The sequence below is a fragment of the Aeromonas schubertii genome, from assembly GCF_000820105.1.
In the GTDB taxonomy this organism is placed as follows: Bacteria; Pseudomonadota; Gammaproteobacteria; order Enterobacterales; family Aeromonadaceae; genus Aeromonas; species Aeromonas schubertii.
Genome location: NZ_CDDB01000035.1, coordinates 1 through 24,867, shown reverse-complemented (window position 1 = coordinate 24,867; position 24,867 = coordinate 1). Strand labels below are relative to the sequence as shown.

Below are 24,867 nucleotides of genomic sequence, written 5' to 3'. Positions count from 1 at the left end.
GGCGGTGATAAGCGACACGCCGCCCACGCTCAGGGTCTGCACCCCGTCGAGAGCACTAAAGGTAAAGATGCCACTTTGCGTCAGTGCGGCGGGGTTGGGTGACGATCCCTCGGGCACATTGGCATCGCTGACGGTGACTTCCCCTTGCGCCAGATCCAACCCACTCAGTTCAACAGGAGAATCCACCACAGTAATGGCAATATTGAGGGTAGAGGTCACCTCATCCTGACCGTCAAAGACGACATAGGTTACCGAAGGCACAGCCCCGTCATAGTTGGGCTCGGGGGTAAAGGTGAAGGAGCCGTCTGGATTGAGGATCAGAGTCCCGATACCGGTCAGGGTCGAAGCGACTCCAGGGGGAACATTTTCGTTGATACCCCAGCTGTAACTCACCACAGACGCATCAGCCGGGCCATCGGGGTTGGTCGTATTGGCCAACACATTGCCATCGACACTACCACCCTCAATGACGGTTACCGACTCATCGGCATCGGCCAGCTCATTGGTCAGCAGGGTCGCCTCTGTCTGGGTCGGCTCTATGGTGCCGGTAGTGGAGTAAGTGGTATCAAAGCCCGCCTCGGCAAGAGTGGCATCACCGGTTCGGTCGACCACGATAAATCCACCGTTACCACTCCCACCGTCAACGCCTCCAATCCCCCCACCGGCAGCAGGAGCCCCACCAGCCGCAGTCGCTTCAAAGGCCTGGGTCGGGTCAGCACCTTGCAAAATGGCTTGCTGCAGTGCGTTGACATCATTGCCCCCCGCAGGATTTTGTGACGTCGGGGCTGTGGCCGCCGTGGCCGGTAACTCGTCGGGATTAGGCTGAGGAGCCGGCGCATCCTGAACCGCGGCAAACGAGAGCCGGGCCTGGTCATCGATCTGAATAGTGGTGCCAGCCTTGAGGAGGTCCCCCTTCTGGATCTCGCGTCCCTGCACATTTCCTTGAAGGATCCAGGCCTTACCTTCGATCGCACTCACTGTGACCGCAGTGTCAATTTTTTGGGTACGCACGGTAGACTCTCCTATGTCACGCCCATGGCTACTCTAAACAGTAGGTGGGAACCCCCTTGGCAACCTTTGCAAAAAGTGGTGGTAACCCCCTCCGACACTCCGCTTTTACAGAAACGTTTTTAAGACGATACAGATCAGTAACTTATTTATCACTAACATTCTCCACTCCTCAGGAGACAGAGAATCTGGAAATAAAAAAAGCGCCTTTCGGCGCTTTTTATAACCACAAAATATTAAATACTCTGGGCCGGATGAACAAAACCCTGATACCCATCGATATGTAGCCGTGACAGGGCCTTTACCTGCTCCTCGTTTTCGACTCGCGTCGCTATGGTCATGATGCCGGCATTGTGAGCCGTACGGCATACCGCCGAGAGGAATGCCGTGTCGGCACCGGCTTCCAGCACTTGACTGGTATAACCGTGATCGACCTTCACATAGGATGGTTGCAGCGTTTCCAGATAGCCCAGAGACTGGAAATGGCGCCCAAAGTGATCGACCCCCCAAGCATACCCCTGCTCACGGACCACCATGATAAAGTTGGCCACTTCGTCCCTATGTTTCATGATCGCCCCCTCGGGGATCTCGAAGAAGAGCCTTCCCTTCAGACTGGGATGGCTCGCCAGGAACTCCTTGAGCCAGGCGGCAAAATCATTGGAGCAGAGTGAACCGGCCATGATATTGACCGCAATGCTCATCGTCGGTTGAGCCACCATTAACGGAGCCAGGCTCTCGAGCACGGCACGATCAAATATCGCCCCCATCTGGAACTGTTCAATCGCCGGCATAAACTGTCCCGCAAAATAGTCGGTGCCATCACGGTGAATACTGGCAAACAACTCGGCATGGATGACAGACTGATCGTCGAAGCGGCAAGCGGGCTGTGCCTTGAAGCGCAGCAGGTGAGATCTGATAGCATCTTGCACCAGATCACGCCACGCCAGACGTCCCATCAGTTCGCCCTGCCCATGCCCTTCCATCACAATGGCTCCACGGCGGGCATTGCGAGCCTGACTCAACGCATTGTCGGCCTTGGTCAGCAGTGCAGAGAGATCTTCGTCATGTTCACGCATCACAGCACCCACGACCGAGATAGCACGACTCTCATCGTTCGGATTCACCACAAGATCGGCAATTCGCTCGTTGATCTGTTCGGCCAGGGAACGCAGTTGCTCCTTGTCTGAGGTCGGATAGAGCACCGCGTATTCGGTTGCCGAGATACGGGCAATGGCGCAGTCATCACGTCCCTGCAGCAACTCGCGCAGACAAGCCGCTATGGACTTGACCATGTTGTCACGGGCCGCATAACCTTCGTCACGGTAGATGTCATCGAGTACATCGACGGCCACCAGGAGTACACCCCCCATCCCCCCTTCGGCGATCCAGGCGTTGATCTGCCCGACGAAATAAGCCCGGTTCCCCAAACCGGAGACGGCATCTTTATAGACTCGTTCACGCAGCATTTCGGCCTCATCGGCCTGCTCTTTAAACTGCATTGCCAACTTGCTGGCAAGAGTATTGATGGCCTGAACGACCTGACGGAGCTCGTAGGTCTTGGGCAGCGGTATGGTATGGCCGAAGTGGTGCTGTTCAATTTCGACCGCCTCCTCACAGATCTGCTGAAGGGGGCGCAGCAGATAGTGAAGGGCTCTCATCAGTAGCAGCACTGTGATAAGAAAACCGATTAAAAACCAGGAGGCCAGTTCACTCATGCCCCCCCACAACTCGTAATAGGCTTGACCCGGGTGACCAACGATTTTGAGCTGTCCCAGCTGCAACCAACCCGAGGTAAGGGTTGATTCGTAAGAGACCTCGGGAAACAGATCCAGAGCAATAAACCAATCGGGAACACCCTTTATCCGGGTGGTATTCTCACGCTCAATCACACTGTTCGACGCCAACAGGTCGAGCCGCACCTGACGGTAATAGCCACCGTCAAAGACGGCATTGATCACCGACTCGGCACCGACCTTGTCCCCGGTCTCGAGATAAGGCGTCAGTGCCAACCCCAACGAGGTAGCCGTGTTGATGACGGTGGTCTCTTGCTGCTGCGCCAGATAGCTGCGTGTCGAGTTGAACTGCACCCAGTAGGAAACCAGGAAAAGGAGCCCGAACAGCAGCACCATGGTGGCGAGTAATTGTCTGTAGAGGGTCATAGACTATGCATCCAACTCCATGAATTTATTATTCCAGCCTCATCTTGGGCTGGGCCAGCTTGCCTGATGTCATTCGGCTGCGAAGATCGTTCCATAATCCAAGGCGCGATGAGTTACCGGCCAGTTCACCCTGACCACGCGCCTTCATTAGCCATAGATGGCTACCGTTAAAACTGAATACAGGCGCCAGATCGGTGCGTCTGGTCGCAGGGCGGATATCGGGGATGAGGTTGTCGAGAATAAGCGGTACCGCCCCCGGGGTTTCGTAGTAGGCCACGACCATATGGAACTGGTTGTAACGGAGAGCCTTGACATAGACCATCCGCATTTTTTCGTCCGGGATCCCGAGCTCGAGCAAGGTAAAATATTTGGAGATACTGAAATCTTCACAATCTCCGCCCGCAGCTCCCAAAAATTCCAACGGTGTCGCCCAGTAGTCATTGCGGCGCCACAGTTTTATATCGTCAATAAAACGCATCTGGTTAAAGAAGTTATTGACCCGTTCGAGCCTCTGCCTCTCGCTCCAGTTTGCTCCCTTCCCCTCCATGGCCAGCAACCGCCAGGCAGCCACTCGCTTACCGGCCCTGGCCCCATAGGTTTGCTCAGCACGGGTGACCAGTCGCTGATCATCGGCATCGAGCCGGCCATCAGCCGGTACCAGAAGGGGGATAAAGAGCAGCAGTAGCCATGCCCGCCATCGGCGCATCAGGGTGAGGGATTGAAATCGCATACCCGTAACGCTCATGCATGCAGACGAAGGGGGCAGTTAACTGCCCCCAAATAGATCACTTTGCACCCTGCCATTGGGCCGGAAGCTTGTAGTGAAAACCGTCAAGCAACTGACCCATGGCGTTGAGCACCCGGTAATCTGCCAGCAAGGCATCATACTCGGCAGTGATATAGCTCTTGCGAGCCTCAAACAGTTCGTTCTCGGTGTTGAGCACGTCGAGCAAGGTGCGCTGCCCCAGACCAAATTGCTTCTTGTAAGCCTGCACCGTCTCGTAGCTTGCATCCACGTGCTGCTGAATGAACTCTTTTTGTTTGGTCAGCGACTCACGGGCATTCCAGGCCAGACGAGTCCCCTCTTCCACCTGACGGAAAGCGTTCAGGTGAATATCCTTGGCCTGGGAGTAAAGGGCCGAGGTCGCCTTGGTTTGTGCCATATCGGCACCACCACGGAAGAGGTTGTAACGCATCCGCACCATGGCCGTCAGCTCATCGCTGCGCCCGTTGAGGCCGCCGGTGTCTTCATTCCAGGTCTGGTCGACCTCAAAGGTCACCTTGGGATAGAAGTTGGCCTTGGCCCCTTCGTTTTGGTACTTGGCCGCCTCAACATCTTGCAGGGAGGAGAGCAGTGTCGGGTGCAACTCGGTAGCAACCTTGAGAGCATCATTCACTGACCCCGGCATCTTGGTGGCATCCGGTACCGGTGCAACCAGATCCTTGGGCATGCCGTTGACCACTCGAACAAACTCGGTCTGGGCATCCTGATAGTTGTTCTCCGCCGCGGCCATGTTGGCGTAGGCCCTGGCGACACGACCCTCGATCTGGGTCTGGTCGGCCGTCGACCCAAGCCCGGAATCGGTACGCTTGGTGATGTCCCCCTTGATCTGCTCGTGTACCTCGAGGTTACGACGAGAGAGCTCCAGGATCTCCTGCTGACGCAGGACGTTGAGATAGACCTCTGCGGTGCGCAGGGCCGTATTCTCGGCTTCAGAGATCATCGCCAGGCGCTGGGCGTTGGCCTCTGCCTCGGTGCGGGAGACATTGTTGCTGGTATCAAAACCATCGAAAATCATCTGCCGCAGGCTCAGCCCTGCCTCTTTACGGGTCTGGGTCGGATCGACATTGGGATTACCCGCGCCGGTTCGGGTTGTGTTGTTATCGACATCACTGTAACCAACACCCCCCGTCAGATCGACGGTTGGGTAATACCCGGCCTTGGCTCCATCATGCTGATACATCCGTGCCTGATAGAGGTCAAACGCCTCTTTAATCTTGGGATGGGTCGCCAGCGCCTGAGCTACAGCCTCTTCCAGGCTCTGGGCGTGCAAGGAGGCCGGTGCCAGCACCAGACCACTCACCATCGCCGCTATCACTGTTGTTTTCATATTTTCTCCAGTCGTCCTTAAATACTACTGGCTATCGTTCTCTCAGTGCCGTCTGCTTCGCTCTCAATATGGGTTTGAGCAGATATTCGAGGACACTCTTTTTACCAGTGATGATATCCGCACTGGCTAACATACCGGGGATGATGGGAAGTGCGTTTTGCTCATCGCCCAAGTAACTCTTGTTGGTCCGCACGCGGACCAGATAGAAGGTATTACCCTCATCGTCCTGAATCGAGTCGGCGCTGATCTGTTCAACCTTACCCTTGAGGCCACCATAGATGGTGAAATCATAGGCGGTAAACTTGACCACAGCATCCAGACCAGGACGGATAAACGCTATATCTTTGGGGGATATTTTGGCCTCGACCAACAGGGTATCCTCCAAGGGGACTATCTCCATCATATCCATCCCTGGCTGGATAACACCACCCACGGTGTTGATCTTGATGGCTTTGACCGTTCCCTTGACCGGCGCCAGCACGACGGTACGGTCAACCCTGTCACGAAGTCCGACCTGCCCCTCGGCGACCTGGCTCAACTTGGCCTGCTGCTGGTTGAGTTCGGTCTGGGCATCGGCACGGTATTTCAGGCCGATATCGTTACGCTTGAGGATGGCTTCGCGCAGCTCGGAGCCCGATTTCGGGACCAGCAGCCGGGTCGACTCCAGCTCACCCTGCATCTCGTTGACCTGGCGCTCGAGCTTGATGAGCTCGACTTGGGGCACTATCCCCTCTTTGGCCAGGGGGCGGCTGATATTGAGCTCCTGTCGAGCGAGATCCACACTGCGCGAGAGCGTCTTGATCTTGGCGTTAAGCTCGACGATCTGCTGCTCTTTCTGCTCTATCTGCTGGCCCAGTATGTAGAGCTGGTTGGAGAGGTTGTTCAGACGCTCATCCCGTGCCGAGGTTTGCCGGACGGCTCGCTCGGGGAAGACCTTCTCATACCCCTCGGGAAACTCGATGGGGACAGGCTCCACCTTGACCTGCTCCCGCCACGGGACATCGGCTCCCTTGTTCACCTTGACGCTGGCGATCTCGGCCTTAAGCCTTGCCACATCCCCCTTGAGGGTGACCACCTCCTGCTCCCGCTCGCGAAAATCGGAGCGAAAACGGGTGTCATCGATGCGCAGAAGCGGCTGCCCCTTCTCGACGACCTGCCCCTCCTTGACCAGGATCTCCTTGACGATGCCCCCCTCCAGGTTCTGAATCACCTGCAGTTGCATCGACGGGATCACCTTGCCCTGGCCGACAGTGACTTCATCCAGCGTGGCCCAGGCAGCCCATACCAGCGCCACCGTGAAGAAGGCAAACGAGGCCCACAGCAGGATCCGGGCCCTGGTTGGCGTATTGAGCAAGACGGCGGCCGCGCTGTCATCCACATAGTCGAGATGCTCCGCAGGGGGCAGCATGGGATCGAATTTACTCATTGCCCACCTCCCGGACCCGGACCTTACCTTCCCGCAACTGCTGCAGCACCAGATCTCTGGGGCCATCTGCCACTATATGTCCCTGCTCCATGACGATGACCCGATTGGCCACATCCAGCATGGAGGTCTTGTGGGTGATCAGCACCATGGTCGTGTCGGGTCCGAGTCGGGCCAGCTCCTGTTTTATCTGCAACTCGGAGCGGTTGTCCATGTTCGAGGTCGGTTCATCGAGCACCAGGATAGGAGGGTCATTGAGCAAGGAGCGAGCCAGAACGATCGCCTGACGCTGCCCGCCGGAAAGCTGACGCCCCCCCTCACCGATCTGCTTGTCGAGACCATTCGGATCCTGGTTGGTGAAGTGGGTAACACCGGCCCGCTTGGCGGCGCGCAGCACCTGTTGATCATCCACCAGGGGGTTACCCAGCATGATGTTGTCACGCACCGAGCCAAAGAAGAGGGTCACATCCTGGGGCACGCAGCCGATATTGCGGCGAATCACGGACGGGGGGATCTGATCGAGATCGTAACCATCGAGGCGAACGGCCCCCTCGGTGGGACGATAGAGTCCCATCAGCAGCTTCTCCAGAGTGGTCTTGCCTGCCCCAATCCGCCCAATGATGGCGACCTTCTCACCGGGCTGGATACGCAGGTTAATGTGATGCAGTGTGCTGGTCTCCATTCCCGGGTACTTGAACGAGACGTTCTCGAACTCGATGCGCCCCTCCACCACCGGATGATGCACATATTGTTTGCCCTCTTCCTGCTCGTCGGGAGAGGCCATGATCTTTTCCAGGATCTCGAGGGCCGACTTGGCCTGGTTGTAACGGGTCGAGAGCACCGACAGCTGAACCATGGGCGCAATGGCGCGGCTGGCCAGCATCACGGCGGCGATCATGCCCCCCATGGTGACATTGCCATCGGCGATCTGGTAAACACCCAGGATCACCAGGGCAACGGTGACCATCTGCTGGATATAACTGGCCAGGGAAGACATGGAGTTGGTGATGCGGCGGGTCTGTACACCCCAGGTGGAGATGTGGGCGACCGCCTGCTCCCAGCGGTACTGGAACAGGCTCTGAGCCCCGAAGATCTTGACCGTCTCAAGCCCCGCAATACTCTCGATAAGGTTGGCATTTTTCTGGGAGGCCAGTCGTGACCCCTCCTCGATGCTGCGCTTGAGCGGCCCCTGGATATAGAAGCTGTAGATAGCCAGCACCAACATGGCGACGACGGGCACGACCACCATGACACCGGCGAAGATCCAGATGACAAAGAGAAAGAGTAACGCGAAGGGAAGATCGATCAGGGTCGAGACGGTGGCCGAGGTAAAGAACTCGCGAATCGACTCAAACTCCTGAAGATGCTTGGCAAAGGCGCCGGTTGAGGCGGGCCTGGCCTCCATTCTCATCCCCATCACCTTGGAGAAGATCTTGGCCGAGAGCAGCATGTCCGACTTCTTGCCGGCCACATCGATAAAGTAGCTGCGCAGCTGGCGCATCACGAAGTCGAAGGTAAAGACGATGGCCGCCCCCACCGCCAGCACCCAGAGGGAATCGAAGGCGAGGTTGGGCACAATCTTGTCGTAGACGTTCATGGTGAACAGGGGGCTGGCCACCGCGAAGAGGTTGATGAGGACAGAGGCGATCAGCACATCCCGATAGATACCGCGAGACTCGAGCAGTGTCCCCCAAAACCAGTGGCCATGGCGCGTCTCCAGCACCTTGGGGGAGCGCTCATCGAAACGAAACTGCTTCTTGACGAAAAACAGCTGCCCCGTGTACTGGTCCTCGATCTGGGAGCAGGGAATGCGGGCCTCGGCATCCCCGGCCTGGGGGAAGATCACCTTGGCCTCCCCCAGGTCAGGGTGCCACTCCAGCAGGATGCAGGCTCCCCCGTTGCGCATCAGCAAAACGCAGGGAAGCAGAAGGGGAGAGAGCTGGGCAAGGGGCTGCACCGTCTGACGCGCGGAGAGGCCTGCCCGCTCTGCGGCACGAGGGAAGAGGGAAGGGCTAAGACGACCCGACGGCAGCGGTAACCCGGTTACCAGCGCATCCCGGCTGTTGGGTACCCCATAGAAACGGGTCAGAAAGACCAGCGCCTCCAACAGCTCATCCATTTGCTCGGCTGCGGCTTGCGTCACCATGTATCACCTGCGATTTATTTTTATACGACACGCCCCACCGCCCAACCAGACGACAGACTCGACAAATCAGTCTAACAGGCTGAACAGGGAACAATCTATAAGAGTGTGTTTTTAATATACTTTACAATAACCCATCCAAGGCCATCGCGGGAGTGAAAGGTCGCCCCATCCCACTGCCCTGCGGCCCTTCCTGCGCCAGTGCCGAGGCGATGGCCGTCATGGGCCCCCAACGATTCTCGCACCACTGGGGAGCCAGCAGCGTGGGCTTGCGCGCCGAGGCCGATACCCTGTGATAGACCACCTCGGGAGGGGTGTGGCGAATCATGGCCACTGCCGCCTCGACATACTCTTCCTGGCTCAGCACCTCCAACCGCCCCGCCTGCCACGCCTTGCCCAGGGTGCTGCCTGCGACCACATGCAGAGGATGCAGCTTGATGCCGGACACCCCCTGCTCTACCACCCTCTCGAGGGTCACCAGGCTGTCCATGGGTCGCTCTCCGGGCAGACCGACAATCAGGTGGGCGCACACCTTGATGCCCCGCTCATGGGCGCGGCGCACCGTGTTGACATAGGCGGCGAAGTCATGGCCCCGGTTGATGCGCCTGAGGGTCGCATCATGAGCGCTCTGCAACCCCAGCTCCAGCCAGATCTCGTAACCCTGAACCTGGTAACCGGCCAGCAAGTCGAGCACCGCATCCGGCACACAATCGGGTCGGGTGCCCACACACAGACCCGCCATGTCGGCAGAGGTCAGCGCCTCTTCATACATGGTGCGCAAATATTCGACCTCGGCATAGGTGCTGGTATAGGCCTGGAAATAGGCGAGATAGCGTTTGGCCCGGGTCACTTCGTCACGCCGGGCGGCGAGCTGCTGCACGATGGAGAGATGTTGCGCCTCCTCGTCGGCAAAGGAGGCCACGTTGCAGAAGGTACAACCCCCACGACCCAGGGTGCCATCCCGGTTGGGGCAGGTAAATGAACCGTGCAGGGTCAGTTTGTGGATCTTCTGGCCGTAACGACGCTTGAGATCCTGCCCCAGTGTATTGACCAGTTGATGTAGCTCCATCGCCCCTCCTCGCTGCGTAAGGGGCGCATTCTATCGATTGAGGGGGTTCGACATGTGAGCTGGATCAAACAGGAGCCATTCCCTTTGGCGCCCAAGGCTCCTTGAGTGACAGAAACAAAATGGAGAGTCAGAAATACAGCATAAAAAGTCACACAGACACACTGGGAGGACTTTTTTGAACCCTTGTCGGAAATGAGCGAACCAATCACAACCATATGTTTTATTTAATATTTAAACGAATATTCGGTTTTTCTGATTAGGCAATGCCCTGCTCCACAAAGTGTGATCCAGTGCGCGAGGAATCGGTTTTGCTTTGTAATTTTACTACAACGCCATTCTCCCCTACTCTCTGCGTTAAAACCGTGATGAAACAGAATTAAAAACCACACAGCATCGTAGAAACCAGACAAGCCAATATTAAACCCCATTAAACCGCCACAATTCGGCATTTTGTTATATGAATGTAAATTCAAAAAGTGCCCCTCCCTTCAATTGACCTTGCCCAAAAATCCCTTTAGTTTGAAGGTTCGCCACCTCAGGCAGACGGAACCACAAGAGCCATTCGCATTTTATGCAGTTTGCGAAACAAGGCCGCGCAAGGGAGAAGATGCAATGTCACTATATGATCCAAAGCTGGAGCGGGATAACTGTGGCTTCGGCCTGATGGCCCACATGGAAGGGGAAGCCAGCCACAAGCTTGTCCGTCTCGCGATGTCAGCATTGGCTCGCATGCAGCACAGAGGCGGGATCTCCGCCGATGGCAAGACCGGCGACGGCTGCGGCCTGTTGCTGCAAAAACCCGATAGCTTCTTTCGTGCTATCGCCCAGGAGCAGGGTTGGCACCTGGGCCGCAAATACGCAGTCGGGATGCTGTTTCTGAATCCGGATCCCGTATTGGCGCAGCAAACCCGCGCCCTTATCGAGGAAGAGCTCGAAAAAGAGACCCTGAGCGTAGTCGGCTGGCGCAAGGTGCCTATCGATACCAACGTGCTGGGCCCCATCGCCAAGGCCTCGCTGCCGAGCATCGAGCAGGTCTTCGTCAACGCCCCCCCGGGCTGGGTGATGAAGGATCTCGAGCGCCGCCTCTATATCGTGCGCCGCCGCATCGAAAAACGCGTGCAAGACGACTACTTCTACGTGGTCAGCCTCTCCAACCTGGTCACCGTCTACAAGGGCCTCTGTATGCCCGTGGATCTGCCGCGCTTCTATCTCGATCTCGGCGACATTCGCATGCAGTCGGCCATCTGCGTCTTCCACCAGCGCTTCTCCACCAACACCAGCCCGCGCTGGCCACTGGCCCAGCCATTTCGCTACCTCGCCCACAACGGCGAGATCAACACCATCAACGGTAACCGCCAGTGGGCCAAGGCCCGTGGCTACAAGTTCTCCACCCCGCTCATTCCGGATCTGCAGGACGCAGCGCCCTTCGTCAACACCACGGGGTCGGACTCCTCCAGCCTCGACAACATGCTGGATCTCTTCCTCGCCGGCGGCATGGATCTGTTTCGCGCCATGCGTCTGCTCATTCCGCCTGCGTGGCAGAAGCACCCGAACATGGACGAGGACCTGCGCGCCTTCTACGACTTCAACTCCATGCACATGGAGCCCTGGGACGGTCCGGCCGGCATCGTCATGACCGATGGCCGCTTCGCCGCCTGCGCACTGGATCGTAACGGTCTGCGCCCGGCTCGCTACGTGGTCACAAAAGACAAGTTCATCACCCTGGCCTCCGAAGTAGGGACCTGGGACTACACCCCCGACGAGGTGCTGGAGAAGGGGCGCGTCGGCCCGGGCGAGCTGTTCGTGGTCGACACCTACAACAGCAAGGTGTGGACCAGCTTCGAGATCGACGACGATCTCAAGAGTCGCCACACCTACAAGGAGTGGATGGACAAGCATTGCAAGCGCCTGATCCCGTTCGATCAGATGGACGACAGCAAGGCTGGCGTGCGTGAGTTGGACGACGACACCCTCAAGACCTACCAGAAGCTGTTTGGCTACTCTAACGAGGAGCTCGAGCAGGTGATCCGCGTGCTCGGTGAAAATGGTCAGGAGGCGGTGGGCTCCATGGGTGACGATACCCCCATGGCGGTACTCTCCGGCACCCAGCGTACCCTCTACGACTACTTCCGCCAGATGTTCGCCCAGGTGACCAACCCGCCCATCGACCCGCTGCGGGAAAACCATGTCATGTCCCTGGCCACCTGTATCGGGCGCGAGCAGAACGTCTTCAACGAGACCTTCGGCCACGCCCACCGGGTGCTGTTCCAGTCGCCGGTGCTGCTCTACTCCGACTTCCATCAACTGCTGGCCCTGGAAGGAGAGCACTACCGCCACCAGGTGATCAGCCTCAACTACCGACCCGAAGAGGGGCTGGAGGCGGCGATCAACCGCGTCTGCGAAGAGGCCAAGGCGGCCGCCCAGGCGGGTACCGTGCTGGTGATCCTCTCGGACCGGGATATCGCCCAGGATACCCTGCCGATCCCGGCCGCCATGGCGGTGGGCGCGGTGCAGCGCACCCTGGTCGACAACAACCTGCGCTGCGATGCCAACATATTGATAGAGACCGCCAGTGCCCGCGATCCGCACCACTTTGCGGTGCTGCTCGGCTTTGGCGCCACCGCCATCTACCCCTATCTCGCCTATGAGACCCTGGCCCAGCAGGTGGAGGATGGCATCCTCAAGATGAGCCTGCGCCAGGCCATGCAGAACTTCCGCAACGGCATCAACAAGGGGCTCTACAAGGTGATGTCCAAGATGGGGATCAGCACGGTGGCCAGCTATCGCTGCTCCCAGCTGTTCGAAGCCATCGGCCTCTCCGATGCGGTCGTCTCGCTCTGTTTCCGCGGCGTATCGAGCCGCATCCAGGGTGCCGACTTTGCCGATATCCAGCAGGATCAGCACAACCTGTCGCGCCACGCCTGGGTAGCCAGAAAGCCTCTCAAGCAGGGGGGCCTGCTCAAGTTTGTTCACGGCGGCGAATACCACACCTACAACCCGGATGTGGTGCGCACCCTGCAAGCGGCGGTGCGCTCGGGCAACTATGCCGACTACAAGGAGTACGCTCGCCTGGTCAACGAGCGCCCGGTCGCCACCCTGCGCGATCTGATGGTGCTGAAAGAGGGCCAGACACCTCTGCCCATCGAGCAGGTGGAGCCAGCCAGGGATCTGTTCCAGCGCTTCGACTCTGCCGCCATGTCCATCGGTGCCCTCGGCCCGGAAGCCCACGAGGCGCTGGCAGTGGCCATGAACCGCCTCGGCGGGCAGAGCAACTCGGGTGAAGGTGGCGAAGATCCGCGCCGCTTCGGCACCGAGAAAAACTCGCGTATCAAGCAGGTAGCCTCGGGGCGCTTCGGCGTCACCCCTCACTATCTGATGAACGCCGACGTGGTGCAGATAAAGGTGGCCCAAGGGGCCAAACCCGGCGAGGGTGGCCAGCTGCCCGGCGACAAGGTCACCGCCCAGATTGCCCAGTTGCGCTATTCCGTGCCGGGGGTAACCCTTATCTCGCCGCCGCCGCACCACGACATCTACTCCATCGAGGATCTCGCCCAGCTCATCTTCGACATCAAGCAGGTCAACCCGAGCTGCCTGGTGTCGGTGAAGCTGGTCTCCGAGCCCGGCGTCGGCACCATCGCCTGCGGCGTGGCCAAGGCCTATGCGGATCTCATCACCATCTCCGGCTATGACGGCGGCACCGGCGCCAGCCCCATCACCTCGGTCAAGTACGCCGGCTCCCCGTGGGAGCTGGGGCTGGCCGAGACCCAGCAGGCCCTGGTTGCCAACGGCCTGCGCCACAAGGTGCGCCTGCAGGTGGACGGCGGTCTCAAGACCGGGCTCGACATCGTCAAGGCGGCCATCCTCGGCGCCGAGAGCTTCGGCTTTGGCACCGGCCCCATGGTGGCGCTCGGCTGTAAGTACCTGCGGATCTGTCACCTCAACAACTGCGCGACCGGGGTCGCCACCCAGGACGAGAAACTGCGCCGGGAGCACTTCATCGGCCTGCCCGAGATGGTGATGAACTACTTCAGCTTCATCGCCGAGGAGACCCGCGAGCTGATGGCTCAATTGGGGGTCGCCAAACTGACCGACCTCATCGGCCGCACCGAGCTGCTCGAGGTGCTGCCGGGCATCACAGCCCGCCAGGGCAAGCTGGATCTCTCCGGCATCCTGGCCAAACCGGTGGCGGTACCGGGCTCGGCCCTGTTCTGCCAACAGACCAACGACACCTTCGACAAGGGCCCCCTCAACTTGCAGATGGTCGAAGACCTGCTGTCGGCGGTCGAGACCAAATCGGGCGGCGAGTTCCGTTACGACATCCGCAACACCGACCGTTCGGTGGGAGCGCGCCTGTCGGGCGAGATAGCCAAGCGCCACGGTAACCAGGGGATGGCTGCGGCACCGGTCAAGGTGCACTTCAACGGCACAGCGGGTCAGAGCTTCGGGGTGTGGAACGCCGGGGGGCTCGAGCTGATCCTCACCGGCGATGCCAACGACTACGTGGGCAAGGGGATGACCGGCGGCAAGCTGGTGATCAAGCCCCATATTGGCGTCTCGTTCAAGTCTCATGAGGCCGCCATCATCGGCAACACCTGCCTCTACGGCGCCACCGGGGGCAAGCTCTATGCCGCCGGCACCGCCGGCGAGCGCTTTGCGGTGCGTAACTCCGGCGCCCTGGCAGTGGTCGAGGGGATCGGCGACAACGGCTGTGAGTACATGACAGGCGGCATCGTCACCGTGCTCGGCCAGACCGGCGTCAACTTCGCCGCTGGCATGACAGGGGGCTTTGCCTACGTGCTCGACGAGGATGGCGGCTTCACCAAGCGCACCAACCCCGAGCTGGTCGAGCTGCTGGAGGTGGCGGATCTGGCCATCCACCAGGAGCACCTGCGCGGCATCATCACCGCCCACCTCAACGAGACTGGCAGTGCGCGGGCCGAGGAGATCCTGGCCCATTTCGACGCCTATGTGCCCAAGTTCCGCCTGGTCAAACCCAAGTCGAGCGACGTCAAGTCGCTGCTGGGTCATACCAGTCGGTCGAGCGCAGAGCTCCGTGTTCAGGCCATGTAAGGCGGCGACGTAAGGAAACAATGAGATGAGCCAGAACGTATTCCAGTTTATCGATGTACAGCGGGTCGACCCGCCCAAGAAGCCGCTCAAGATCCGCAAGATCGAGTTTGTGGAGATCTACGAGTCGTTTAACCAAAACCAGGTGCAGATGCAGGGGGATCGCTGCCTCGAGTGCGGTAACCCTTACTGCGAGTGGAAGTGCCCGGTGCACAACTATATTCCCGACTGGCTGAAACTGGCCAAGAATGGCCGCATTCTGGAGGCGGTGGAGCTCTCCCACCAGACCAACAGCCTGCCCGAGGTGTGCGGCCGGGTCTGCCCGCAAGATCGCCTGTGCGAGGGAGCCTGTACCCTCAATGATCGCTTTGGCGCCGTCACCATCGGCAACATCGAGAAGTACATCACCGACAAGGCCTTCGAGATGGGGTGGAAGCCCGATCTCTCCAAGGTGGTCAAGAGCGGCAAACGGGTCGCCATCGTCGGCGCCGGTCCGGCGGGCCTGGCCTGTGCCGACGTGCTGGTGCGAAACGGTGTGACCCCTGTGGTGTTCGACCGCTATCAGGAGATAGGCGGCCTGCTCACCTTCGGCATTCCCTCCTTCAAGCTCGAGAAAGAGGTGATGCAGCGCCGGCGTCAGATCTTCACCGAGATGGGGGTGGAGTTTCGTCTCGGCGTCGAGGTGGGCAAGGACATCCAGTTCAGCGACCTGCTGACCGAGTTTGACGCCCTCTTCCTCGGGGTCGGTACCTACAAGTACATGAAGGGGGGCTTCGAAAACGAGAGCGCCCCCGGCGTCTACGACGCCCTGCCCTACCTCATCGCCAACGCCAACCGTCTGCTGGGGCTCGAGAAGAGCGAGCGCGATTACATCGACTTTGCCGGCAAACAGGTGGTGGTGCTGGGAGGCGGTGATACCGCCATGGACTGCGTGCGTACCGCCATCCGTCAGGGGGCGACCCGGGTGATCTGCGCCTATCGCCGCGATGCCGAGAACATGCCGGGCTCCCGGCGCGAGGTGCAAAACGCCCGCGAGGAAGGGGTCGAGTTTATGTTCAACCTGCAGCCGGTCGGGGTCGAGCTCGATGCCCAGGGTCGCGCCTGCGGCATCAGGGTGGTGAGCACGGCGCTCGGCGCTCCCGATAGCAATGGACGTCGCAGCCCTGTGGTGGTCGAGGGATCCGAGCAGGTGCTGGCGACCGACGCCGTGGTGATGGCCTTTGGCTTCCAGCCGAGTCCCTCCCCCTGGATGGAGCAGCACGGCATCGCCCTCGACAGCCGTGGCCGCATCCAGGCGCCGGAGCAGAGCGAGTACGCCTTCCAGACCAGCAACCCCAAGGTGTTCGCCGGTGGTGACGCGGTGCGCGGCTCGGATCTGGTGGTCACCGCCATCTACGAGGGACGCAAGGCGGCCGAGGGGATCCTCGACTACCTGGCGGTCTGACCCTCGTCCATGAAAAAGGCCAGGCAATCGCCTGGCCTTTTGTCGTTGCGCGTATCAGCGCTGGGTGAACGCCTTGAACAGGGCACTGAAGCCGTAACGGGGGGACTGAGCCTCGGTCAGGCCGCTATGCTCGGGCGACACCTGACCCGCCGTGCCCGGCTGATCGCGGGCGATGGACCAGATGCCGATCATGCCGATCCCTTGCTCCTGCGCATGTTGCAGGGTGAGCGCCGCATCCGAGCGGTAGAACACCTCACTTTGCACGTCATTGACGCCGATCATGGGGGTGGTGCCAAGCATGGCCCAGATGGCGGCATCCTCCTTCTCCGGGAAGATGGCCTTGACGTCGCGGAACAGGTTGTTGATGGCATCGACCCCGCACTGGCCCTGAATATTGGCTCCCTCACCCTGGGACGGCGGGCAGGCGCTGTCGCCGTAGTCCATGGTCATGACGTTGATGCCGGTCAGTTTCACCCCGTGATCCCGGGCACTCTGCAGCACCTTGATGCCATCGGCGGTGAGTCCCTGGGGCAGAATGGGCAGGGTATACCAGATGGCCACCTGCTTGCCTTGCGCCGCCCACTGGGCCTGGGCCCTCACCAGGGCCTGGCTGCGCCGGGTGATGGAGACCGCATCCGCTACCCAGGTCCCCTCGATGTCAAAGTCGAGTACCTGCAGGTTGAGGTTGTCGACGATATCCATGTACTGACGCGCCAGCTCGTCGATATTGTCGCAAGCGGCGGCCAGCGGCGCATTGGCCGCTCCGCCGATGGAGACCATCACATCCCCACCTTGATCGCGCAATCCCTTGATGTTGCTGTAGAGCGACGGGAAATCCCCCATCTTGTAGTAGGTCCCCCAGGTCGGGACACAGGTCTGGGCATCCTTGGCCACCACAAAGGCGAGGGTGAAGTGATCGACCCCCTGTTGCTGGGCCAGCTCTCCCATGTTCGGCACACTGTTGAGGGTCGCATCGAGATAAGGGGCATAGACCTGGGCTGGCCAGGGGTGCTTGGGCGTGCCCACCTGCTCTTTCACGTTGCCCCACTCCACATAGCCCTGCCAGGGGTTGAGATCCCCCGGACGGACCCCGCGCACCTGTTGACGGGATACCTGATGCCCCTGTTCAAATTGCACCAGGGTATCGGCCGGATAGAGCACGCTCGTATCGAGCTGTGGAGCCTGGGCCAACTCCTCGTCCGTGTAGTTGTGCATCGGGCCAAGAGGCTTCCAGGGACGGCCATTATTTCCCTCCGGATTCTGATTGGCAGGATCGGAAGGATCATCCCCCTGGGTCCAGAACAGGGCCTCATAACCCTGCCCCTCCAGAAGCACCCGGTCGCCCTTGTTATAAACGGTACTGCTCTGCCAGCTAGGCAAGGGGAGATAGGGAGCCCAGGGAGAGGCTTGTGCCGGCTGGAAGCTGTAAGCAGGCACATCGGCCGTCGCCAGGTAGTCGCCCCCATTGAGAGTCACCTTGTCCCCTTGCCGATAACCCTGGCTGGCATCGAAATCAGGCAGGGTCTCACCACCGCCACCACTGGTATCACAGGTGGTGGGATTGCCATACTGGGTCATTTCGGCCGCCGTGGCGGCACGTACCACGCGCCATGGGTTGTTGGGATCATTGGGCTGAGCCTCGCCGGGACAATGGCTGGCACCGACCCACCAGGCGTTTTGCCACACCTGGCTGTCGAAGATGACCTCGAAGGTATCGCTCCCCTCCTGACCATTCCAGGCTTCCAGAGCCAGGGCAGGAGTCGCCATCAGGATGGCGGCAGCAAGCGTTGAGAGGCGGGTGATTGGACTTATCATGGTTATTGTTCCTTTTCGTGATGGTGACGCTTCACCACCGCGATTGATAACAGCCCCATACGCACCCCAACAAGTGAAACGAAAAGCCGGTTACAAAAGTTCGGAGAGACTCACATTTAACCAATAAATAACTTTTGCAAAACTAAAATATAAATATGAAATAAATTAAAAATCATATGGATGCGATTAAATAGCACCTGTGCACCTAAGGTGACCCAGGGAAAATCCCATGGTGACCTCAAGAGGCGCCCCTGCCAGATCAGGATCCCTGCCCGAGCCCCCTTTTATTATTTGCATATGCCACTTAATGGGGTTATATGTAGCATATGCAAATAATAAGGAGAGCCTTATGCTGATCGCGATTCCGGTCGAGAATGACCGCTTCATCCCCCACGTCGCCCGCGCCCCCATCTTCTGGTTACAAGATGCCTCGGGCAAGCGCCTCGGCTATCTGGATGCCCCCGCAGGCGGATGCAAGGGCCCGTTGCCCGGTTCACTACGCCAGCAGGGTGTGACCCATCTGGTGGTTCGCCGCATCGGGGAGCAGATGTTGGCCCGGATGCAGGCCGCCGGCATCGATGTGGTGTATGCCGAGCGAGGCTGGCAACCCGGTCAGCCACTCCCCTCAGCGAGTCTGACTCGGAGCGACAGCACGCGGCAACCCGCGGCCATCGTTCGTATCAGGGGGAGATCATGATGCTGCTCTACGCCCTGGGGGCGGCACTGACCCTCTTTGGTGCGCTGATCTTGATCCTGTGGGGACGCCAGCGCTACCTGGCCCGCCGCCACAAGGGCGCACGCCCCTGTGGTTGTCAGAGTGCCTGTGCCGAGCACCTCTATCAGATAAAGGAGCCGGCTAGTTCGCCTGACGCTCAAACTCCAGAGACGGGCAATCGGGGACGAGCCACGCCCCCGGCTGAGCAGGAAGTCGGTAAGTCAGGCGGTAGTGGCCAGGCTGTTTGAGGTCATAGACCTGGCCCAGCTCGGCACTGGCCTGCTCACTCTGGCCGGGAGCCAGGGCAAGCAGATCCTCCGGGGCGGGCTCACCGCGTTTGGCAAGGGGGCCTTGATAGGGTACAGGCTCCCCGTCGCGGGTGAGCACGATGGCGTCCCCAAACCACCCCTCGAAGGGGGTGAACCAGGTCAGCACAGAGAGTGCTTGCTCCCCCTGGTTGCTGAGGGTCATGGTAAGGGGCAAGGGCTCGCTCACCCGGCTATGGGGCGAAACGCTCAGCTCGCAGTGCAGGGCTGCCAGCAGCAGGCTCATCATCTCTCTCTCCTCGTGTTCGGCCATCGATCAATAAGGGGGCCGAAGCCCCCTTGATGTCAACCCGCACTCAATTTTCGAACGGCGTATTTTCGGCAAAGTACTCATGATTGTCGGCGTTATTGAGCGCCTTGAGCGGATCCGTGCTGGCCAGGTTGCGGGCATTGCTCTGGCCATAACCGAGATCGTCGGTACCCGCCACCACGGTGAAGTGGCTGAGCTCATGCACTATGGTGCCGGCACGGGAGTCGGTCCCGGTGTTCGGCGCACTCCAGAAGGAGCGGCACAGATAGATCTTGTAGGGCTGATCCGGGTAGACGTAGGCAAAGTAGCTCTTCTTGCAACCGCAGTCGAAGGTGAGCGGTTTGTTATCGATGGCATCCTGGATCTTGGTGAAGTGGGTATTCGCTGTGCTCCAGCGGGCCGAGTCATAGGCACCAAACCAGGACCGGTAACGTTGCCCTTCCGGTTTGTCGACCGCCAGATAGCCGCGGGAGTCGCTGGTGATGGCCCCCGCAGAGTCCAACGCCGTCAGGATCTGGCTCTTCTGGGTATTGCTGCAACGACCGGAGAAGGCCACCGAACCACTCACCGCCTGAGGCTCATCGACCAGCGCCTTGGCCAGTACCCGCTCATCGCTCACTCCGTCAACCCAGAGGGTGACGGTGTTGGAGCGGCTCCCGGACGCCGCACGCTTGGCCTTGTTGCCCTTGGGCTCAGCCGGCAGGCGATAACTGATGCTGTACTGCCCCTGCTGGCTCATGTCGTAGAGGCCGGACACCTCGACAGCGGTGGTGATGCTCTCACCGGCGGCGAGGCGGATAAAATCCTTGTCGACCGGGGTACCACGCTTGATGAGGGCGCCCTGATAGTCAACCGGCTGGCCGTCACGGGTCACCTGAAACAGGGGGGCGTCCTCGTCACCGGGCAACTGCCACTTGAGAACCTTGATCGACTTGTGACCGGAGTTGGTGATAGTCAGCGACACTTTGACATTCTCACTGCCATCGACCAGCGAGAGACGCGCATCCAGAGCGGCGGCGCAAAGTGGAGAGGCGAGGATCCCTGCCAACAGCAGGGCAATTGGGGTTGCTTTCATTGTCATCATCCTTGTGATTGCTTGCTTCCAACAAGTGCCCGAAGGCAACTTCACCCTAATCGATTCCGGGCCGACTGCGGCTCCCCCATTTGGGTGAAGCACACCCGGATAGGGGAGCGCTCGGCGGGTGCGACAACTTTTGCTATCATCCGCCCATCTTTAGCGGCCCAATGGCCATGACGACGAGGTTGACCATGAAAGTAGGCATTATCGGGGCAATGGAGCAGGAGGTCGCGCTGCTGCGCGGCCAGATGGAAGGGCTCGAGACCCTGAAGGTGGGCGGCTGCGAATTTTACAGCGGCAAGCTGGCCGGGCGTGATGTGGTACTGACCCGCAGTGGCATCGGCAAGGTCGCCGCCAGCGTGGCCACCACCCTGCTCATCGAGAAGTTTGCCCCGGACTGCGTCATCAATACCGGCTCTGCCGGCGGTTTTGCTCAGGATCTGCACATCGGCGACGTGGTGATCGCCAGTGAAATGCGCTTCCACGATGTGGATGTGACCGCCTTCGGTTATGAGCCGGGCCAGATGGCCCAGCAGCCGGCCGCCTTCCCCTGCGACGAGAAGCTGATGCAGCTGGCCGCCGACTGCATCGGCGAGCAGGGCAAGCACCAGACCAAGATGGGTCTTATCTGCACCGGCGATCAGTTCATGTGCAAACCCGACGCCATTGCCAAGGCGCGCGCCGACTTCCCGCAGATGCTGGCGGTCGAGATGGAAGGGGCCGCCATCGGCCAGGTGTGTCATCAGTTTGCCGTCCCCTACCTGGTGGTGCGCGCCATGTCCGATATCGCCGGCAAGGAGCAGGTAGAATCCTTTGACGCCTTTATCGAGGTGGCCGGTCAGCACTCGGCCGAGGTGATCCTGGCCATGCTCACCAAGCTGTGATCACCCTGGAGACCCTGGCGGCCACCCCGGCCGCCATCATGGTGGGGGCAGCCCTGCTCGAGGCGCTGCTCCCCTGGCCAGGTCATCTGCGCCTGTCGGCCCTGGTTCCCCTGCTCTCGCGCCTGGGTCGCAAGGTGTGCCGCCCCGATGGGGGGATTCGGGAGCAGGTGCGCTCGGGCCTGCTGGCCATGATCATCGTCTGGTTGCCCTGCGCCGCCCTGCTCTGGTCGGTGCGAAACCTGAGCCTCTCCGAGCCCCTGTTCGATCTGCTGCTGCTCCTCCTTCTGATCGAATCCCGCCCCCTGCGGGAGCTGGCGTCAGCCACCCGCCAACTTGCAGCCACCCCTGATACCCTGCCGATGGCGCGACTGCAGGCATCTCCCTGGCTCAAGCGCGCTACCGCTCGCCTCTCGTCCCTCGGGGTGAGCAAGGCGGTCACCGAGACCCTGATCCTGCGCCTGTTGACCCAGTGGGCCGGCCCCCTGTTTGGCTATGCCATCGGGGGCGTGCAAGGGGCACTCTTGTGGCGCCTGACGGCCCTGTTGGCACAAGGTTTCTCCCCCAAGGAGCCCGCCTTCCTCCACTTCGGCCAACCGGCCGGACGCCTCGCCCAGGCCCTGGCCACTCTGCCGGCCCTGCTGTTGGCGCTGCCCCTGTTGCCGGGGCGACTGGCTTCTGCCCGCTCTGGCCTGGCCTGGCCCTTCCCCGCCGGAGGCATGCTGCTCGCCCTTGTGGCCACCCGGCTCAAGGTGCGCCTCGGAGGCCCGCGCTTCTACGGCGCCGAGAAGGTACGCTTCCCCACCCTGGGCTGCGGGGAAGAGCCCGGTGCCGATACCCCGGCGCGAGCCCTGGCAAGAGTGCAACTCATCGGCTGGTGTTGGCTCGCCCTGGCGCTGGCACTGACCCTGGGAGAGCGCCTTGTCTAAAGTGTTTCTCCTGCTCCTGCTCCTGCTCTGGGGAGGCATTGCCCAGGCAACGCCACAGCGGGTTGTCAGCCTCACCCCCCACATCACCGAGCTGCTCTTTGCCATCGGTGCCGGCAGTCGTATCGTCGCCACCGACGATGCCTCGGACACCCCACCCGAGGTCCGGGGACTACCCCATGTGGCCAACTACCGGAGCATCAATGGGGAAGCCCTGCTGGCCCTGCGTCCGGACCTGGTGGTAGGGTGGCGCTCGGCCCAGTCGCGCCTGCTCGAGCCCATCGAGCGCCTCGGTGTTCCCGTCGCCTATTCGGAACCGACCGACTTCGACTCCCTGGCCGACGAGATGCGCATGCTCGGCAAGACGCTCGGTCTCGAGTCACAGGCCAATGAGGCCGCCGATGCCTATCTGGCCAGGCTGGCAGAGCTGCGCCGGCGCTATGGACAGGGGCGCAAGGTGCGCGTCTTCTACCAGCTCTGGAGCCCCCCACTCACCAGCGTGAGCGGCCATGCCTGGCCCGCCCAGGCCATCACCCTGTGCGGTGGAGAGAATCTGATGGCCGGGGCCGCCACTCCCTATCCCCAGGTTTCCCTGGAGCAGGTGCTCAAGGGAAACCCTGAGCTGATCCTTGCCGGCAGCCACGACAAGAAGGTGTTGGAGGTCTGGCTCGACTGGCCTATGGTAGAGGCGGTGAAGCACCGGGCAATGGTGCTCATCAACCCCGATGAACTGCACCGCTTTACCCCTCGAGCCCTCAATGGCGTCGAGGCGGTGTGCCAGGCCATCGACGCCGTCCGCCACCCTTAAGAGGCCCCTATGCGCCGAGTCCTAGCCCTGCTGAGCCTGTTTTCCCCCTCCCTGTTTGCCGCCCTGCCCATTGATCAGCAGACCCTGATCGGCTGGCAGCAGAAGGAGAAGCCCCCCCTGCTGCTGGATGTTCGCACCGCCGAGGAGTTTGCAGCGGGCCATATTCCGGGAGCGCGCAACCTCTCCAGTGCCGAGCTGAGCGAGCGCATGGGCGAGCTCAAGGGGTTTGAACAGAAGCCGGTGGTGATCTACTGCCGCTCGGGCCGGCGCGCCGGCGAGGTAGTGGCCCGGCTGGAGAAGGCCGGCTTCACCCAGCTCTACCACCTGAGCGGTGACTGGCAGGGGTGGGTGAAGGGAAAGCGCCCCATCCGCACGGCCGAGTGATCCCACACTTTCGTTGAACTTCTCAAAAAGGGTGGGCCAGCTCCCAATTCCATCCCCGGGAATTGGCAGTGGCCCCGACCAGCCCCTACAATCCCCGGCCGGACCCTGATTGAGTGTGAGCCGTCTCTCGATGAATCCTCTGGTTGAACAACTTGTCTATGTGTGCGACATGTTCGGTACCGCCGTCTTTGCCCTCTCCGGGGTGCTGGTGGCGGGCCGCCTGCGCATGGATGGCTTCGGTGTCATGGTGCTGGCGGCGGTGACCGCCATCGGCGGTGGCACCATTCGCGACATGATCCTCGGCGCCACCCCCGTCTTCTGGGTGCGCGACCCCCTCTACATCTGGGTGGTGATCGCCACCGCCTTCGTCGGCATGTGGGCGGTGCGTCTGCCCAGGCGCATCCCCTGGTATGTACTGCCGGTGGCCGACGCCTTCGGCCTGGCCCTGTTTACGGTGATCGGCGCACAAAAGGCGCTGGCTTTCGGGACATCCGGCCTTATCGCCGTCTTGATGGGCACCATGACGGGGGTGGCCGGCGGCGTGATCCGCGACGTGCTGGCCCGGGAGGTTCCCATGGTGCTGCAAAAGGAGATCTACGCCACCGCCTGCATTCTGGGGGGGATTCTCTACACCCTCTCCCTGCAGGCAGGCCTCGATCGCGTCGCCGCCATGCTTATCTGCATGGTCGCCGTCTTCACCCTGCGGGTGGCCGCCATCTACTGGCACCTGTCGCTTCCCACCTTCTCCCTCGAACGGCAGCATCAGGATTGAACCCGGCCCCATGATCTGTTGTCATAGAGAGGTCATACCAAGCCGGACCTTCAGATGCTAAAACCCGGAATCACCTCCCTGCTGCTGGTCAGCGCCCTGTGCCAGGCCCAGGCGCAGCCACTGATTGGGCGCCTCGCCTCGACCCCGGTACAGCACTTCAACGAGCAGATCCAGCAGGCCGGCTCGGCCCATCAGGGCTGGGTCAATGACTACCGCGAGGTGGCCTTGCGTTTCGTCGCCAACCCGGCGTTACCGAGCCGCATCCTGGCCAGGCAGGTGGACAACGAACTGATCCTGTCGGTCTCTCTCGATGGCCAGCAAAGCGATCAGCTCTATATCCTCACCCTGTTTCGCCGCAACGACATGTGGCAGATGCGCCACGCCGAGATGGGTTGGCGCTGCCAGGGGGAGCAAGCCTTTACCCCGGTCCCCTGCCCCCGCCAAGGACAATAAAAAAATCCGGCCGCAGGGCCGTAATGCCAGTCAGT

19 protein-coding genes are annotated in these 24,867 nt (G+C 60.6%); 9 read left to right on the top strand and 10 right to left on the bottom strand.

The features are described 5' to 3' along the window. The 7 genes from BN1133_RS20290 to mnmL form a co-directional block, all read right to left on the bottom strand. Positions 1-1,011, bottom strand: a 1,011-nt coding sequence (locus tag BN1133_RS20290; protein ID WP_050665791.1) for a retention module-containing protein, incomplete at its 3' end; no start/stop codon positions are given. A 233-nt stretch (positions 1,012-1,244) separates the two neighbouring features. Further along, positions 1,245-3,167: an EAL domain-containing protein gene (locus BN1133_RS06805; protein ID WP_050665790.1), complete on the bottom strand. Its 1,923-nt coding sequence runs from the start codon at positions 3,165-3,167 to the stop codon at positions 1,245-1,247. Between the two features lie 28 nt (positions 3,168-3,195). Continuing rightward, entirely contained in the window at positions 3,196-3,897 is a 702-nt protein-coding gene (locus tag BN1133_RS06800; protein ID WP_050665789.1) for a transglutaminase-like cysteine peptidase, read from the bottom strand. A 55-nt stretch (positions 3,898-3,952) separates the two neighbouring features. After that, positions 3,953-5,278, bottom strand: a complete 1,326-nt coding sequence (locus BN1133_RS06795) for a TolC family outer membrane protein (protein WP_050665788.1) — start codon at positions 5,276-5,278, stop codon at positions 3,953-3,955. A 31-nt stretch (positions 5,279-5,309) separates the two neighbouring features. Next, the gene (locus BN1133_RS06790) at positions 5,310-6,704 is read right to left on the bottom strand and encodes an HlyD family type I secretion periplasmic adaptor subunit (protein WP_050665787.1); all 1,395 of its coding nucleotides are present in this window, start codon (positions 6,702-6,704) and stop codon (positions 5,310-5,312) included. Continuing rightward, complete coding sequence (locus tag BN1133_RS06785) at positions 6,697-8,847, bottom strand: type I secretion system permease/ATPase (protein ID WP_050665786.1); 2,151 nt, start codon at positions 8,845-8,847, stop codon at positions 6,697-6,699. The genes BN1133_RS06790 and BN1133_RS06785 overlap by 8 nt, the downstream gene beginning before the upstream one ends. 121 nt (positions 8,848-8,968) lie before the next feature. Next, on the bottom strand, positions 8,969-9,913 hold the full coding sequence (gene mnmL, locus BN1133_RS06780; RefSeq protein WP_050665785.1) for a tRNA modification radical SAM protein MnmL/YtqA: 945 nt from the start codon (positions 9,911-9,913) through the stop codon (positions 8,969-8,971). 612 nt (positions 9,914-10,525) lie between these two features. Between mnmL and gltB the strand changes: the two genes are divergently transcribed. Then, the gene (gltB, locus tag BN1133_RS06775) at positions 10,526-14,983 is read left to right on the top strand and encodes a glutamate synthase large subunit (protein WP_050665784.1); all 4,458 of its coding nucleotides are present in this window, start codon (positions 10,526-10,528) and stop codon (positions 14,981-14,983) included. Positions 14,984-15,008: 25 nt separating this feature from the next. After that, positions 15,009-16,424: an FAD-dependent oxidoreductase gene (locus BN1133_RS06770; RefSeq protein WP_050665783.1), complete on the top strand. Its 1,416-nt coding sequence runs from the start codon at positions 15,009-15,011 to the stop codon at positions 16,422-16,424. Positions 16,425-16,478: 54 nt separating this feature from the next. On the opposite strand, the gene BN1133_RS06765 is transcribed toward BN1133_RS06770, so the two are convergent. After that, positions 16,479-18,239, bottom strand: coding sequence for a carbohydrate-binding protein (locus BN1133_RS06765; protein WP_050665782.1), 1,761 nt, complete (start codon positions 18,237-18,239; stop codon positions 16,479-16,481). 349 nt (positions 18,240-18,588) lie between these two features. Here BN1133_RS06765 and BN1133_RS06760 point away from each other — a divergent pair, with 349 nt between their 5' ends. Further along, positions 18,589-18,936 carry a NifB/NifX family molybdenum-iron cluster-binding protein gene (locus tag BN1133_RS06760; protein ID WP_050665781.1) on the top strand — a complete coding sequence of 116 codons (348 nt, stop codon included), beginning with the start codon at positions 18,589-18,591 and terminating at the stop codon, positions 18,934-18,936. A 159-nt stretch (positions 18,937-19,095) separates the two neighbouring features. Here the strand turns inward: BN1133_RS06760 and BN1133_RS06755 are convergent, their stop codons facing one another. Together BN1133_RS06755 and BN1133_RS06750 are read right to left on the bottom strand one after the other, a co-directional pair. Beyond that, positions 19,096-19,509: a hypothetical protein gene (locus BN1133_RS06755; RefSeq protein ID WP_050665780.1), complete on the bottom strand. Its 414-nt coding sequence runs from the start codon at positions 19,507-19,509 to the stop codon at positions 19,096-19,098. A 67-nt stretch (positions 19,510-19,576) separates the two neighbouring features. Continuing rightward, the gene (locus BN1133_RS06750; protein WP_050665779.1) at positions 19,577-20,605 is read right to left on the bottom strand and encodes a M35 family metalloendopeptidase; all 1,029 of its coding nucleotides are present in this window, start codon (positions 20,603-20,605) and stop codon (positions 19,577-19,579) included. Positions 20,606-20,799: 194 nt separating this feature from the next. On the opposite strand from BN1133_RS06750, the gene mtnN reads away from it, so the two are divergent. The 6 genes from mtnN to BN1133_RS06720 all read left to right on the top strand — a co-directional run bounded on the left by mtnN (position 20,800) and on the right by BN1133_RS06720 (position 24,832). Next, complete coding sequence (gene mtnN, locus BN1133_RS06745) at positions 20,800-21,492, top strand: 5'-methylthioadenosine/S-adenosylhomocysteine nucleosidase (protein ID WP_050665778.1); 693 nt, start codon at positions 20,800-20,802, stop codon at positions 21,490-21,492. Between the two features lie 38 nt (positions 21,493-21,530). Continuing rightward, a complete protein-coding gene (locus BN1133_RS06740) occupies positions 21,531-22,418 on the top strand; it encodes a cobalamin biosynthesis protein (protein ID WP_082177941.1) in 888 nt (295 codons plus the stop codon). Further along, a complete protein-coding gene (locus BN1133_RS06735) occupies positions 22,411-23,223 on the top strand; it encodes a cobalamin-binding protein (protein WP_050665776.1) in 813 nt (270 codons plus the stop codon). The genes BN1133_RS06740 and BN1133_RS06735 overlap by 8 nt, the downstream gene beginning before the upstream one ends. A gap of 9 nt (positions 23,224-23,232) precedes the next feature. Beyond that, a complete protein-coding gene (locus BN1133_RS06730) occupies positions 23,233-23,607 on the top strand; it encodes a rhodanese-like domain-containing protein (RefSeq protein ID WP_050665775.1) in 375 nt (124 codons plus the stop codon). Positions 23,608-23,737: 130 nt separating this feature from the next. Next, positions 23,738-24,379, top strand: a complete 642-nt coding sequence (locus BN1133_RS06725) for a trimeric intracellular cation channel family protein (protein ID WP_050665774.1) — start codon at positions 23,738-23,740, stop codon at positions 24,377-24,379. A 54-nt stretch (positions 24,380-24,433) separates the two neighbouring features. Beyond that, positions 24,434-24,832 (top strand): hypothetical protein, encoded by a 399-nt coding sequence (locus tag BN1133_RS06720; protein ID WP_050665773.1) that lies wholly within the window; start codon positions 24,434-24,436, stop codon positions 24,830-24,832. The last annotated feature ends 35 nt before the right edge of the window (positions 24,833-24,867 follow it).

Excerpts from the sequence above, each read along its gene's own strand:
- BN1133_RS06805 (WP_050665790.1), bottom strand. The coding sequence starts at position 3,167 with ATGACCCTCTACAGACAATTACTCGCCACCATGGTGCTGCTGTTCGGG.
- BN1133_RS06800 (WP_050665789.1), bottom strand. The coding sequence starts at position 3,897 with ATGCGATTTCAATCCCTCACCCTGATGCGCCGATGGCGGGCATGGCTA.
- BN1133_RS06795 (WP_050665788.1), bottom strand. The coding sequence starts at position 5,278 with ATGAAAACAACAGTGATAGCGGCGATGGTGAGTGGTCTGGTGCTGGCA.
- BN1133_RS06790 (WP_050665787.1), bottom strand. The coding sequence starts at position 6,704 with ATGAGTAAATTCGATCCCATGCTGCCCCCTGCGGAGCATCTCGACTAT.
- BN1133_RS06785 (WP_050665786.1), bottom strand. The coding sequence starts at position 8,847 with ATGGTGACGCAAGCCGCAGCCGAGCAAATGGATGAGCTGTTGGAGGCG.
- mnmL (WP_050665785.1), bottom strand. The coding sequence starts at position 9,913 with ATGGAGCTACATCAACTGGTCAATACACTGGGGCAGGATCTCAAGCGT.
- gltB (WP_050665784.1), top strand. The coding sequence starts at position 10,526 with ATGTCACTATATGATCCAAAGCTGGAGCGGGATAACTGTGGCTTCGGC.
- BN1133_RS06770 (WP_050665783.1), top strand. The coding sequence starts at position 15,009 with ATGAGCCAGAACGTATTCCAGTTTATCGATGTACAGCGGGTCGACCCG.
- BN1133_RS06765 (WP_050665782.1), bottom strand. The coding sequence starts at position 18,239 with ATGATAAGTCCAATCACCCGCCTCTCAACGCTTGCTGCCGCCATCCTG.
- BN1133_RS06760 (WP_050665781.1), top strand. The coding sequence starts at position 18,589 with ATGCTGATCGCGATTCCGGTCGAGAATGACCGCTTCATCCCCCACGTC.
- BN1133_RS06755 (WP_050665780.1), bottom strand. The coding sequence starts at position 19,509 with ATGATGAGCCTGCTGCTGGCAGCCCTGCACTGCGAGCTGAGCGTTTCG.
- BN1133_RS06750 (WP_050665779.1), bottom strand. The coding sequence starts at position 20,605 with ATGAAAGCAACCCCAATTGCCCTGCTGTTGGCAGGGATCCTCGCCTCT.
- mtnN (WP_050665778.1), top strand. The coding sequence starts at position 20,800 with ATGAAAGTAGGCATTATCGGGGCAATGGAGCAGGAGGTCGCGCTGCTG.
- BN1133_RS06740 (WP_082177941.1), top strand. The coding sequence starts at position 21,531 with ATGGTGGGGGCAGCCCTGCTCGAGGCGCTGCTCCCCTGGCCAGGTCAT.
- BN1133_RS06730 (WP_050665775.1), top strand. The coding sequence starts at position 23,233 with ATGCGCCGAGTCCTAGCCCTGCTGAGCCTGTTTTCCCCCTCCCTGTTT.
- BN1133_RS06725 (WP_050665774.1), top strand. The coding sequence starts at position 23,738 with ATGAATCCTCTGGTTGAACAACTTGTCTATGTGTGCGACATGTTCGGT.
- BN1133_RS06720 (WP_050665773.1), top strand. The coding sequence starts at position 24,434 with ATGCTAAAACCCGGAATCACCTCCCTGCTGCTGGTCAGCGCCCTGTGC.